At 65.6% G+C, this 12,189-nt stretch carries 11 protein-coding genes and 1 other RNA gene; 5 read left to right on the forward strand and 7 right to left on the reverse strand.

Features of this window, described 5'->3' with window-relative positions:
• The first annotated feature begins 48 nt into the window (after positions 1-48).
• Together ML540_RS16055 and rnpB are read left to right on the forward strand one after the other, a co-directional pair.
• Positions 49-804: a zinc ribbon domain-containing protein gene (locus ML540_RS16055; protein WP_243363533.1), complete on the forward strand. Its 756-nt coding sequence runs from the start codon at positions 49-51 to the stop codon at positions 802-804.
• Positions 805-837: 33 nt separating this feature from the next.
• An RNA gene (gene rnpB / locus ML540_RS16060) (RNase P RNA component class A) lies at positions 838-1,209 on the forward strand.
• Between the two features lie 28 nt (positions 1,210-1,237).
• Here the strand turns inward: rnpB and cysC are convergent.
• Complete coding sequence (cysC, locus tag ML540_RS16065) at positions 1,238-1,789, reverse strand: adenylyl-sulfate kinase (RefSeq protein ID WP_243363536.1); 552 nt, start codon at positions 1,787-1,789, stop codon at positions 1,238-1,240.
• 222 nt (positions 1,790-2,011) lie between these two features.
• Here cysC and ispD point away from each other — a divergent pair, with 222 nt between their 5' ends.
• Together ispD and cysS are read left to right on the forward strand one after the other, a co-directional pair.
• Positions 2,012-3,226, forward strand: coding sequence for a 2-C-methyl-D-erythritol 4-phosphate cytidylyltransferase (gene ispD, locus ML540_RS16070; RefSeq protein ID WP_243363538.1), 1,215 nt, complete (start codon positions 2,012-2,014; stop codon positions 3,224-3,226).
• A gap of 71 nt (positions 3,227-3,297) precedes the next feature.
• Positions 3,298-4,755 carry a cysteine--tRNA ligase gene (cysS, locus tag ML540_RS16075; RefSeq protein ID WP_243363541.1) on the forward strand — a complete coding sequence of 486 codons (1,458 nt, stop codon included), beginning with the start codon at positions 3,298-3,300 and terminating at the stop codon, positions 4,753-4,755.
• Positions 4,756-4,817: 62 nt separating this feature from the next.
• Here cysS and radA read toward each other — a convergent pair whose 3' ends face one another.
• The 6 genes from radA to ML540_RS16105 form a co-directional block, all read right to left on the reverse strand.
• Positions 4,818-6,155, reverse strand: a complete 1,338-nt coding sequence (gene radA / locus ML540_RS16080) for a DNA repair protein RadA (protein WP_243363551.1) — start codon at positions 6,153-6,155, stop codon at positions 4,818-4,820.
• 3 nt (positions 6,156-6,158) lie between these two features.
• On the reverse strand, positions 6,159-7,055 hold the full coding sequence (locus ML540_RS16085) for a DUF3426 domain-containing protein (RefSeq protein ID WP_243363553.1): 897 nt from the start codon (positions 7,053-7,055) through the stop codon (positions 6,159-6,161).
• Between the two features lie 4 nt (positions 7,056-7,059).
• Positions 7,060-7,590, reverse strand: coding sequence for a hypoxanthine phosphoribosyltransferase (gene hpt / locus ML540_RS16090; RefSeq protein WP_243363563.1), 531 nt, complete (start codon positions 7,588-7,590; stop codon positions 7,060-7,062).
• A gap of 1 nt (position 7,591) precedes the next feature.
• Positions 7,592-8,059, reverse strand: coding sequence for an N-acetyltransferase (locus ML540_RS16095; RefSeq protein WP_243363565.1), 468 nt, complete (start codon positions 8,057-8,059; stop codon positions 7,592-7,594).
• Between the two features lie 3 nt (positions 8,060-8,062).
• Complete coding sequence (locus ML540_RS16100; protein WP_243363567.1) at positions 8,063-8,536, reverse strand: TlpA family protein disulfide reductase; 474 nt, start codon at positions 8,534-8,536, stop codon at positions 8,063-8,065.
• Between the two features lie 72 nt (positions 8,537-8,608).
• A complete protein-coding gene (locus tag ML540_RS16105; RefSeq protein ID WP_243363569.1) occupies positions 8,609-11,011 on the reverse strand; it encodes a homocysteine S-methyltransferase family protein in 2,403 nt (800 codons plus the stop codon).
• 116 nt (positions 11,012-11,127) lie between these two features.
• Here ML540_RS16105 and ML540_RS16110 point away from each other — a divergent pair, with 116 nt between their 5' ends.
• Entirely contained in the window at positions 11,128-12,183 is a 1,056-nt protein-coding gene (locus ML540_RS16110; RefSeq protein WP_243363578.1) for a sigma-70 family RNA polymerase sigma factor, read from the forward strand.
• The last annotated feature ends 6 nt before the right edge of the window (positions 12,184-12,189 follow it).

The following is a 12,189-nucleotide window of genomic DNA, read 5'->3' on the forward strand; positions in this document are numbered from 1 at the left end:
GTCCGCCGCCTGTACGCACCGGACCGGCGCACACACCCGGAGAGGGCAATGTACCAGAGACAGATCGAACAGTTGGTGATGCTCCAGCAGGTTGACGGCGAAATCATCGCCCTTCGCTCCGAGCTGGAAAACGCTCCCATGGAAATCCAGGGCCTGGAAAAGAAGTTCCAGGACATGGAAGCCTCCAGGGACATCGTCAAGGAAAAGCTCGGCTACCTGACCGACCAGCTCAAGCGGCTCGAGAACGACATGGAGGAAGACCATGTCCGCCTCAAGAAGTCCAAGAGCAAGATGATGATGGTGGGCAACTCCAAGGAATACCACGCCATGGTGCGCGAGATGGACAGCCTGGAGAAGCTCAACCGCTCCCGCGACGAGGAAAAGGCTGCCTTCGCCGAGGAGCTCGAGCGCCAGACCACCGCCGACCAGGATATTTCCGGCCAGGTGGATACCGTGCGCGTTGAGCTCGAAGCCGCCCGCGCGGGCCTGGCCGACCGCATGAACGCCGCCCAGAAGCGCCTCGAGGTGCTCGGCGCCCTGCGCAAGGAAGCCTGCAAGGTGCTGCCGCCGCCGATCCTGTCGCGCTACGAATTCATCCGCTCCCGCCTGGCCAACCCGGTCATCGTGTCCGTGGACCAGGGCGTGTGCTCGGGCTGCAACATCTCCATTCCGCCCCAGGCGTACATCGAACTGCAGAAGGGCCAGCAGATCCTCTCCTGCCCCAACTGCCAGCGCCTGATCTACTGGATCCAGCACATCCCCGGAGCGGAAAAGCCCGCCGAGGAAACCGCCGCCGCGGGCTAGCCCGCCAAGTTGGCAGCCTTATATGTCGAGAGGGGAGCCGGACAGGCTGTCGCCGCGGGGAAACCCGGGGAGGAAAGTCCGGACTCCGCAGGGCAGGACGCTGGGTAACGCCCAGGAGGAGCGATCCTCGGAGAAGCGCCACAGAAAGCAGACCGCCGGCCGCACTCGTTGCGGCCGGTAAGGGTGAAACGGTGGAGTAAGAGCCCACCAGTTGCCGTGGTGACACGGCAAGCTAGGTATGCCCCGTCCGGAGCAAGACCAAATAGGGAAGCGCTTGAGGCCGGCCCGGCCGAAGCTTCCGGGTAGGTTGCTTGAGGCGGCGGGTAATCGCCGCCCTAGAGGAATGACAGCCCCCCACCCCCTCGGGGGCGGGTTACAGAATCCGGCTTATGGCCGGCTCCCCTCTCACTTTTCCGACCGGATCGGCATGGCGCTAGACCATGGCCTCCAGGTGGCGCGCCACCACCGCCCGGCTAACCGCCTCCGCGATGGCCTTCATCACCTTGTCCGCGCTCTGAGCCACGGACTCCTCGTAGGCGAAGACCGCCACCTCGGGGCTTTCCGGCGGCTCGTAGGGGGAGCTTATCCCTGTGAAATCATCAAGTTTCCCGGCAAGGGCTTGGGCGTAGATCCCCTTGACGTCCTTGGCCACAAGGGTGTCCAGGGGAGCCGCGCAGTGCACCTCCACGAAGTCGCCCAGCCTGCGCCGCACGGCACGCCGCGCCACGGCGTAGGGCGCGATGGCCGCCACCAGGCAGACCCGCCCGGCCAGGTTGTGCATGAGCGCCAGGTCGCCCAGGCGGTGGGTGTGCTCGATGCGGTCCTCGCGGGAAAATCCCAGGCTCCATTCGGGACGGGCGCGCAGCTCGTTGCCGTCCAGGCGTACCACCGGCAGCCCGTAGGCGCACAGCCGCTCCTCCACGACCAGCGAAACCGCTGTCTTGCCCGATCCGGAAAGCCCTGTGAACCAGACGGTGAAGCTCATGCTCTCATCCCACGGGACAAAGGGTGCTCTGGCCGACGCCGGCAACGATCACAGCGCATCCGGAAGATGGTTCCGGATGGGAGACTCGTTCAAGCCTACCAGCCCGGAGAATCTTTCTCAACCGTCGCAACCGGTTTCCAGGCACTGGCCCGTGACATCCGGGCGTGATTGGGGCATGTACCCGGCGTCGACCTGCTAACCCTCAAACCGTTCTGGAACACCATGATCGCCTGGACCATCCTCCTGGCCGCCGGCAGCGGATCGCGCATGAAGGCCGCCGGACTTTCCACGAAAAAACAGTTCATGGACGCGGGCGGCGAACCCGTGTTCTGGAAATCGGCCAAGGCGTTTTCGCGCGTGGCCGGGTTATCGGGCATGGTCTTCGCCCTGCCGCCGGATGAGAAGGAGTCCATGGAGGCCGTCGTGGCCGAGCTGGACGCCAAATCACCTCTAGGGCTTGAATGGGCCTGCGTGGCCGGTGGCGAGAGACGCCAGGACTCCCTGGAGAACGCCCTGGCCGCCCTGCCCCGCGACTGCACCCACGTGCTGGTGCACGACGCGGCGCGCTGCTTCGTGACCCCCGAGGTGATCGTGCGCGTGGTCGAGGCGCTTCGAGGCGGGGCCCGGGCCGTGATACCGGCCGTGCCGGTCAAGGACACCATCAAGGAGGTCCGGGACGGAGTCGTGGCCGCGACGCCGGACCGCAGCCGCCTCATGGCCGTGCAGACCCCCCAGGGCGTATCCCTGGACGTGCTGCGCCGTGGCTTCGAGGCGGCCCGGGCGAACGGCCTCACCGTGACTGACGACGCCGGGCTGGCCGAAGCCCTGGGGCTTCCCGTCCATGTCGTCGAAGGTTCGGAGGATAACGTGAAGATCACCACCCCGGAGGACCTGCGCCTGCTCGACGGACAGGCTCCCCTGGTCGCCATCCCGCGCGTGGGCTTCGGCTACGACGTGCACCGCTACGCCGCCGCCGACACCCCGGACGACGCGCCCACGCGCCCCATGGTGCTCGGCTGCGCGCCCATCCCGGGCGCACCCCGGGTCATCGCCCATTCCGACGGGGACGTGCTCCTGCACGCCCTGGCCGACGCCCTGCTCGGCTGTCTCTGCCAGGGCGACATCGGCCAGCACTTCCCCGACACCGACGCCAAATATTCCGGAGTGGCCAGCTCCATCCTGGTGAGCGAGGTGCTGGCCGGGTTTGCTCCGGCAGGGCTCACCCTGACCCATGTGGACTTGACCGTAGTGGCCCAGGTCCCCAAGGTCGGCCCCCACCGCGAACACATCCGCCGCAACGTGGCCGGGCTTTTGGGCCTGCCCCTGGAGCGGGTCAACGTGAAGGCCACCACCGAGGAAAAGCTCGGCTTCACCGGCGAGAAGCTGGGCATCAAGGCCTACGCCACGGCCACCGCAGTCGGGTTCGAGTCTCCTTGACTTTTGCCCTCCGCTCTGCAACGGGATTTGCCCTCGACATGACTTCCCCAAGGTGAATTCAAGGACCAGCCATGCAGCTCTTCAATACACTTTCGCGCTCCAAGGAAACCTTCACCCCTCTGACCGAAGGACGGGTGAACATGTACGTCTGCGGCATCACCGCCTACGACTACTGCCACATCGGCCACGCCCGCTCGGCGGTGGTCTTCGACGTGATGGTGCGCTACCTGCGCTCCAAGGGGCTCGAGGTCCGCTTCGCCCGCAACTTCACCGACGTGGACGACAAGATCATCAAGCGCGCCAATGAAGAGAACTCCACCTCCGAGGCAGTGTCCGAGAAATACATCGCCGCCTTCTACGAGGACATGGACCGCCTGAACATCCTGCGCGCCGACCTGGAGCCCAAGGCCACCCAGTACATCGGAGAGATGATCACGCTCGCCAAGCACCTCATCGATACCGGCCACGCCTACGCCACGCCGTCGGGCGACGTGTACTTCCGGGTGCGGTCATTCGCCCCCTACGGCAAGCTCTCCGGGCGCAACCTGGAGGAGCTCCAGGCGGGCGCGCGTGTGGCTCCCGGCGAGGAGAAGGAAGATCCCCTGGACTTCGCCCTGTGGAAGGGCGCCAAACCCGGCGAGCCCACCTGGGACAGCCCCTGGGGGCCCGGCCGCCCCGGCTGGCACCTGGAATGCTCGGCAATGAGCGAAGACCTCCTGGGCCTGCCCCTGGACATCCACGGCGGCGGACAGGATCTGGTTTTCCCCCACCACGAGAACGAGATCGCCCAGACCGAGGCCGCCTCGGGCAAGGAGTTCTCGCGCTTCTGGGTGCACAACGGCTTCGTGCAGATCAACTCCGAGAAGATGTCCAAGTCGCTGGGGAACTTCGTCACCATCCGCGACATCTTCGGCTATTGCCTGCCCGAGGTGCTGCGCTATTTCCTGATCACCTCCCACTACCGCTCCCCCCTGGACTACTCCACCGAGGCACTGGACGAGGCCGAGAAGGGCATCCGGCGGGTCTACGCCGCCCTGGCCCAGACGGAGGATGTGCTGGCCGGGACCAAGTGGTCCCCCGCCGCTGCCCCCAAGGAACTAACCGGCGAGCTGACCGATCTGGAAAGCGGGTTCTTCCAGGCCATGGAAGACGACCTGAACACTGCCGCCGCCCTGGGGCATCTCTTCGGCATGGTGCGTTTGGCCGGACGGGTGATGGAGGACAAGGGGCTGCGCAAGAGCATCGGCGGCAAGGAGATCCTGGAGCGCATCCAGGCAAATTTCGCGGAATACGCCTCCATCCTGGGCGTGTTCGACACGGCCCCCGCCGAATTCCTGACGACGCTGCGCGACAAGAAGGCCGCCCGCAAGGGCATCGACGCATCCAAGGTGGAGGGGCTGCTCGTCGCCCGCCAGGAAGCCCGCAAGAACAAGGATTTCGCCGAGTCCGACCGCATCCGCGACGAACTGGCCTCCATGGGCGTGGAGGTGAAGGACACCCCGGCCGGGGCGGTGTGGGACGTGGCCTAGACAGGCCGCCCGCTTCGAAGAATCAAGCATCCCGCCGCGGTCCGCGGCGGGATGCTTTTTTATTATCCCGCCCCGAAGAGCGCCCGCTGAAAATCTTTGAGCGTAGCGGTGCCTTTGCCCTCAACGGGCGGGTGGAAGATGGGCTTGTAGCCGAGCCTCTTGGCCTGCTTGAGCCGGGCGTCGTGGCCCGACACCGGGCGGATGCGCCCGCTTAGGTCAACCTCTCCCCAGAACACCGAACGCGGCGGCAGGGGCCGGTCGTAGTAGGACGACAGAACCGCCGCAACAAGTCCCAGATCCAGTCCAGGATCGGTGAGCTTCAGTCCCCCGCCGGTCTTGGCGTAGATGTCGGACTGGCCCATCTGCACCCCCAGGCGTTTTTCCAACACCGCCAGCAGCAGGTTCAGCCGGTTGAGGTCAAGCCCCAGGGCCGTGCGCCTGGGCATGGCCAGGTACGACTTGCTCACCAGCGACTGCACCTCCACCGCGAAGGGCCGCTTGCCCTCCAGAGCCAGCACCACGGCCGAGCCGCTGGCCGTCTCGTCTCGCTCTCCCAGGAAATACGTGGACGGATCGGGCACGGGCGCCAAGCCGTCGCCCAGCATCTCCAGCACCATGAGTTCGTCCGTCGGGCCGAAGCGGTTCTTGAACACCCGCAGGATGCGGTAGAAGTGCTGCCGGTCTCCCTCAAGATAGAGCACGGTGTCCACCATGTGCTCCAGGATTTTGGGTCCGGCGATGAGGCCTTCCTTGGTGACGTGGCCCACCAGAATGAGCGTGGAGGAGCTCTTCTTCACGGCCTCCACAAGCTCCGCGGCCACGGCGCGCACCTGGGCAGGGCTGCCGGGCACGCCGTCGGCCAGCGACGAGGCCATGGTTTGCACGGAATCGACCACCACCACGGCGGGAGCGTCGCGCCGTCCCAGGATGTCCACGGCTTCGGCGGCGCTGGTGGTGCTGGAGGCCAGCAGGGCATCATGGGCAAGGCCCAGCCTGCGGGCGCGCGTGGCCAGCTGTCCCAGGGATTCCTCGCCCGAGACGTAGACGGCGGTGCGCCCCGTGGCGGCCACCTGCCCGGCCAGCTGCAATAAAAGAGTGGATTTACCGATGCCCGGTTCTCCGCCCAGCAGGATGGCGGCCCCCGGCTGGAGCCCCTGGCCCAGGACCCGGTCCAGCTCGGGCAGGCCGCTGGGCGCGGCGGGCGCATGTTCCTGGCTGAAACCGGCCAGGGGGACGGGACCGGACGAAGGGCCCAAGGGGGCGCCCGGGCGGAGCTGCTGTTTTGGGGCGGCCTGTTCGGCCAGGGTGTTCCACGCGCCGCAGGACTCGCACTGCCCGCGCCAGCGCGGGCTCACGCCGCCGCACGCCGTGCAGGCGTAGATGAGTCGCGCCTTGGCCACGGGCTACTTCTTCTGGGCTGGCGCTTCGGGGGCTACTTCGAAGTAATCCTTCAGCTTGAGGGAGAAATTGCGCACGGTATCCGGAATGTCCACGAAGGCCACCATGAAGGGCACTTCGTCCCCCGGCTTGACCTGGCTGTTGTTCAGGAGAATCTCCTGGCGCGAATTGAGGCGGCTTTCCAGGTCTTCCTTGCTGAGCGTCTTGAGCTCAAAGTTGGAAGCCTTGGGTCCGGCGGTGATGACCTTGGAAACCACGGGAGCTTCCTTGGCGTCCAGCAGCGTGGCCTCGATGGAGATCTGGCCGAGAACCACGGGGGAGCGGTTCACGAGCTTGCCCTCGATCACGAACAGCTTGCCGACCTTGTCGTTTTCCACGAAATAGTTGGTGTAGGATTCGAAAGGCAGTTGGGCGGAATAATCCGTGGCAGGGGCGGGAGGCGTCGGAGCGTTCTCCATGGCCGAGGTGGCCGGCTTCTTTGCGAAAGGCCACAGCTCGAAGAAATAGGCGGCGGTGCCCCCTATTCCGAGCAGTATCACTAGGCCAAGGACCGCGCCCAGAATCATGGTCTTGTGGGAACGGCCGGCTTTGGGCTGCTCCGGCTGGCCGAAGTCGATGGAGGTGAACTCGCTTACGGAAACGGCGCCATGATCGAAAGGATCTTTCTTGCGTTCGCTCTCCAAATGTCCGGCGAAATCGCCGGGGGCCTGTTCCTCATCCCCTTCCACGGGCCACGCGGGGGCGGCCCCGGTGTCGCCGAAACCGGGAAAGTCCTCGGATTCCGGAGCGTCCACATGGAAGACGTGCTTGCACAGGCTGCAACGAACGGTAGCCCCTTCGGGACCGATCTTGTCGTCGGGAAGATTGTATTTGGTCTGGCAACTGGGGCATTCGACTTTCATGGCGTCAATGACCTTCCTGTTGGCTCAGTTCGTAGACTCCGGGCAGACAGCGATAATCCTCTGCAAAGTCCAGGCCGTACCCTACCAGGAATCCCTTTGCCAGTCTGAATCCATGAAAGTCAACTGTTACCTCGGCAGTGCGCCGTTCGGCCTTGTCGATGAGCGCGCACAACTTCACCGATGCGGCCCCGCGCACCTTCAGGAGCTTGAGCAGCATGGCCATGGAATTGCCGGTGTCCACGATGTCCTCTACCACCAGGACGTGCTTTCCCTGGCAGGAGGTTTCGAGGTCCTGCAGGAAATGCAGGTCTCCGGGGCGGTCGGAAGCCCCGTAGCTGGAGAGGCGCACGAAATCCACGTGGGCGGGCACAGTGATATGGCGCACGACGTCCGCCAGGAACATGAACGCGCCCTTGAGCACGCCCACCACCAGCAGATCCTTTCCTTCGTATTCGCGGGAAATGGCGGCCCCTATCTCGGCCACCTTTTCGGCAATGCATTCCTTGGTGATGACGGGTAAAAGCTTGCCGGGCACGCTACATCTCCATGACCATGGCTATTTCGTCGCATTCGGGGAACTTGGGACAGTGGATGCAGTCCGCCCAGACCTTCTGGGGAAGCTTTTCCTTGGTGACTTCCTCGAAGCCCATCTTGGCGAAGAAATCGCGCTGGTAGGTCAGGGTGAACACCTTGTAGACCCCCAGGGTCACGGCCTCGGAGAGGCACGCCTCCACCAGCTTGCGGCCCCAGCCCTGCTTCTGCAGGTCCGGGTGCACCACAAGCGACCGGATCTCGGCCAGCTGGTCCCAGCAGATGGACAGGGCGCAGCACCCCTTGATGGTCTTGTTGTCGTCGGAGGACAGCACGTAGAAGTCGCGCAGGTGCGAATAGAGCTGGTTGAAGGACCTGGGCAGCAGCAGCTCGCCCTTGGCGCACTCCATGAGCAGCATGTGGATGGTCTTTACATCCTCGATGCGGGCCTTGCGCAGGAAGAAGCCGGACATTCCCTAGGCCCCCAGAAGCTTATGAATGAGTTTTTCCAGGTCGGGACCGGGCATGTAGCCCTCCTGGGAGTGCACCATCTCACCCTTGGGCGAATAGACCACCGTGCGGGGGATGGCCCGGATGGAGAACGCCTGGGACACGTCGGCCTTGGCCAGGTAAACGGGATAGTTGAAACCGGCCTTGGCCGCGTACATGGCGAACATGGACGGATCCTGGTCCACGCTCACGCCGATGACGAGGAGCTTGTCCTCGGGGATGCGCTTGCGCAGGTCGATGATCTCGGGGATCTCCTGGCGGCAGGGGCCGCACCAGGAGGCCCAGAAGTTGATCACCACCACCTTGCCGCGAGCCTGGCTCACGGTCTTGATGATGTCCTGGCTGGAAGCCGCGGGCTCGCCCTTGGCCTGGGCCAGGACGGCGGTGGCGGCGAGGCCGGTCAGGACCAGGGCCAGAAGTATCGTACGGAGAATATTCATGCGTCGGAACACCTTCATGATTGTGGACGCCTCTATTCGAGGGCGTCCCTTCGGTCTATAGCGCGTGAACGCCTACGCGTCCACGAACCTTTTGGCCAGGCGCACGGCTTCCACCGCGTCGGCGGCGTGTCCGTCGGCTCCGATGGCCCTGGCGAAGGAATCCGACACCACGGCCCCTCCCACCATGACCTTCTGGTCCATGCCCCGGCTGCGCAGGAGTTTCACCGTGTCCTCCATGCGCACCATGGTGGTGGTCATGAGCGCGGACAGGCCGATGACCTTGGCTCCCGACTCGGCGGCCGCGTCCACGATACGCTCGGCGGACACGTCCTTGCCCAAGTCGATCACCTCAAACCCATGGTTGCGCAGCATGAGCCCGACGATGTTCTTGCCGATGTCGTGGATGTCGCCCTCCACCGTGGCCAGCACGATGCCCGGGCGCTTTCCGCCATCGGCGGCGGCTTCGAGAAGCGGGGTCAGGCGCTCGTACCCGGCCTGCATGGCCTCGGCCGAGAGCAGGAGCTGCGGCAGGAAGTATTCCTTGCGCTCGTAGAGCACGCCCACGTCCATGATGCCCGGGATCAGCTCGCCGCTCAGGATGTCCTGGGGGGCCTTGCCGGCGGTCAGGGCGTCCTCCACCATGGAGAGCACGGCCTCCTTGCGTCCGGCCACCACGGCCTCGCGCAGGGTGCCCACGGCCTTGGCCTGGACTTGGCGCACGGGGGCTCCCGCGCCGCCGCCGTATTTCCAGTCCGCGCAGTTCTCGATGAATCGTGCGGCCTGGGGATCGCGGGCGAGCATGACCTCGGAGGCCAGTCCCACCTCGCGCGGCAGGGGCGTGGACGGGTTGGAGATGTGCGCGGCCATGCCCGCGCCCAGGCACATGGCCATGAACGTGGCGTTAAGGAGCTCGCGCGCGGGCAGCCCGAAGGAGATGTTGGAGAGCCCGAGCGTGGTGGGCAGGCCCCACACCGCGGCGCAGTGGCGGATGGTCTCCAGGCAGTGCTTGGCGGCCTCGGGCTTGGAGGACACGGTCAGCGCCAGGGCGTCCACCAGGATCAGGCGTTTGGGGATGCCCAGGGCCTCGGCCTGGATAAGCAGGGCCTCGATGGCCGCGATGCGCTCGGCCGCCGTGACGGGAAGCTTCTTCCCAGCCAGGGGCAGCAGGATGAAAGGCGCGCCGTGCAGCTTGCACAGGGGGCCGAGCTGGTCCATGCGGCCGGGCTCGCCGCTGATGGAGTTCACCAGGGCCGATCCGGGCACGGCCCACAGGGCCTCCTCGATGGCCTCGGGCTTGGTGGAATCCAGGCACAGGGGGGACAGGAACCGGGCGGTGAGCTGCTTGACCAGGGCGGGAAGCAGCGTCTCCTCCTGCACCATGGGAGCGCCCACGTTGACGTCGAGCACGCGCGCCCCGGCCTGGATCTGCTCCTCGGCCAGGCGCAGGGCCTCGGTGAACTGCCCGGCCTGGAGCTCCTCGGTGAGCACCTTCTTGCCGGTGGGGTTGATGCGCTCGCCGATGCACACCGCGGGAAGCCCCACGCCGATGCAGACCGACTTGGAGCGCGAAGTGAGCACCAGGGGGCGTCCCTGGGACGGTTCGGGCCTTACCCAGGCGCGCCCGGCGGCCTGCTTGGCCAGGGCCTCGATGTGGGCCGGGGTGGTGCCGCAGCAGCCCGAGACGCACTTGGCGCCCATGTCCAGGAAGGCGGCCATGCGATCGCCGAATTCGGCGGGGCCCATGGGGTAGACGGTAACGCCGTTCTCCAGACGGGGCAGCCCGGCGTTGGGCTTGATGAAGAAGGGGACGTCGATGCGGGGCAAAAAGCCCTTGGCCACGTCCAGCATCTGCTCGGGTCCGAGGCCGCAATTGATGCCCAGAAGCTCCACGCCCAGGTTCTGCATGGTGTCGGCGAAGGTGGCCGAGGGCGTGCCGGTGAGCGATCCGCCCGGCTCGAAGGTCATGAGAACGGCCACGGGCAGGTCGCAGACCCGGCGGGCGGCCAGGACCACGGCCTTGGCCTCGGCCAGGTCGAAATGGGTCTCTGCGATGATGAGGTCGGCGCCGCCTTCCACCAATCCTTCGATCTGCAGGGCGAAGGCGTCCACCAGCTCGCGCATGGTGAGCGTGCCCAGGGGCTCCACGAAATGACCGGTGGGGCCGACGCTGCCCGCCACGAAGGCGCCTTCGCCGGCGGCCTGGCGGGCGGTTCTGGCGAGGCCCGCGTTCAGGGCGCGGATGTCCGTGCCCGCGGGGAGCTTGAAGCGGGTGCCGCCGAAGGTGTTGGTGGTGACCACCCTGGCTCCCACGCGCAGGTAGTCCTCGTGCACCGAGCGCACGACGTCGGCGTGTTCGAGCCCCCAGAGTTCGGGGGACGCGCCCGGAGGAAGCCCCCTGGCCTGCAAGAGCGTACCCATGGCCCCGTCAAAAACTATTATGGAATCGTCGGCGAGAGCCTTGCGGAAATCCGGCACCGTTGGTCCCTCCTTGGCTTGAAAGCCTCTGGGTCGTACTGAAAAACGTTGAATCCGGCAAATGAAAAGCGTATGGAGGAATGCTTCGGGCGTTTCACGCCAAACGGACAGGCATCATGAGCATCCAAGAGGATTCCCCCGAGGAGAAGAAACTCCTCCCCCCCGACGTCGAGGATGACCCCGACTCCGTCGACGCGTCCGACGAGGAGAACATCCAGGAAGAACCCGCCCTGGAAGAAGATTCCGCCGGCGAAACGCCGGAAGAGGACACGTTCAACCTTCCTGCGCACAAGATCCCCTCGGTCCCGGCCACGGGGCGCGACAACCTGCACGTCTACCTGCGCGAGATCAGCAAGTTTCCGCTCTTGAACCCCGACGAGGAGTTCGAACTGGCCCGGCGCGTGCGCGACAACGCCGACCAGCGCGCGGCCTTCAGGCTGGTCACTTCGCACCTGCGCCTGGTGGTCAAGATCGCCATGGACTTCCAGCGCCGCTGGGCCCAGAACGTGTCCGACCTCATCCAGGAAGGCAACGTGGGGCTCATGCGGGCGGTGAAGAAGTTCGACCCCGACAAGGGCATCAAGTTCTCCTACTACGCCGCCTACTGGATCAAGGCGTACATCCTCAAATTCATCATGGACAACTGGCGGCTGGTGCGCATCGGCACCACCCAGGCCCAGCGCACCCTGTTCTACAACTTGAACAAGGAGCGCCAGCGCCTGACCTCGCTGGGGTTCGACCCGTCGGTGTCCAACATCTCCAAGAGCCTCAAGGTCTCGGAGACGGACGTCCTGGAGATGGACCAGCGCATGGCCCGCAACGACCTCTCCCTGGACATCACCCTGGGGGACGATTCCTCGTCCACGCGCCTGGACTACCTGCCCGCCCTCACCCCTGGCATCGAGGAGATGCTGGCCAAGGACGAGATCGCGGGCCTGGTGGAAAAGCACCTCCAGACCATCATGCCCAGCCTCTCCGACAAGGAGCGCGACCTCCTGGAGCAGCGCATCCTTTCCGACAGCCCCGTGACCCTGCGCGAGATCGGGGCCAAGTACGGCATCACCCGCGAACGGGTGCGCCAGATCGAAACCAGGCTTCTGGACAAGATTCGCGACCACTTCGTCAAACGCATCGGCGACTTCTCCACCGAGTGGATTCGCAAGGAAGAGTGACCATCC

The sequence above is a fragment of the Fundidesulfovibrio terrae genome (assembly GCF_022808915.1).
In the GTDB taxonomy this organism is placed as follows: Bacteria; Desulfobacterota; Desulfovibrionia; order Desulfovibrionales; family Desulfovibrionaceae; genus Fundidesulfovibrio; species Fundidesulfovibrio terrae.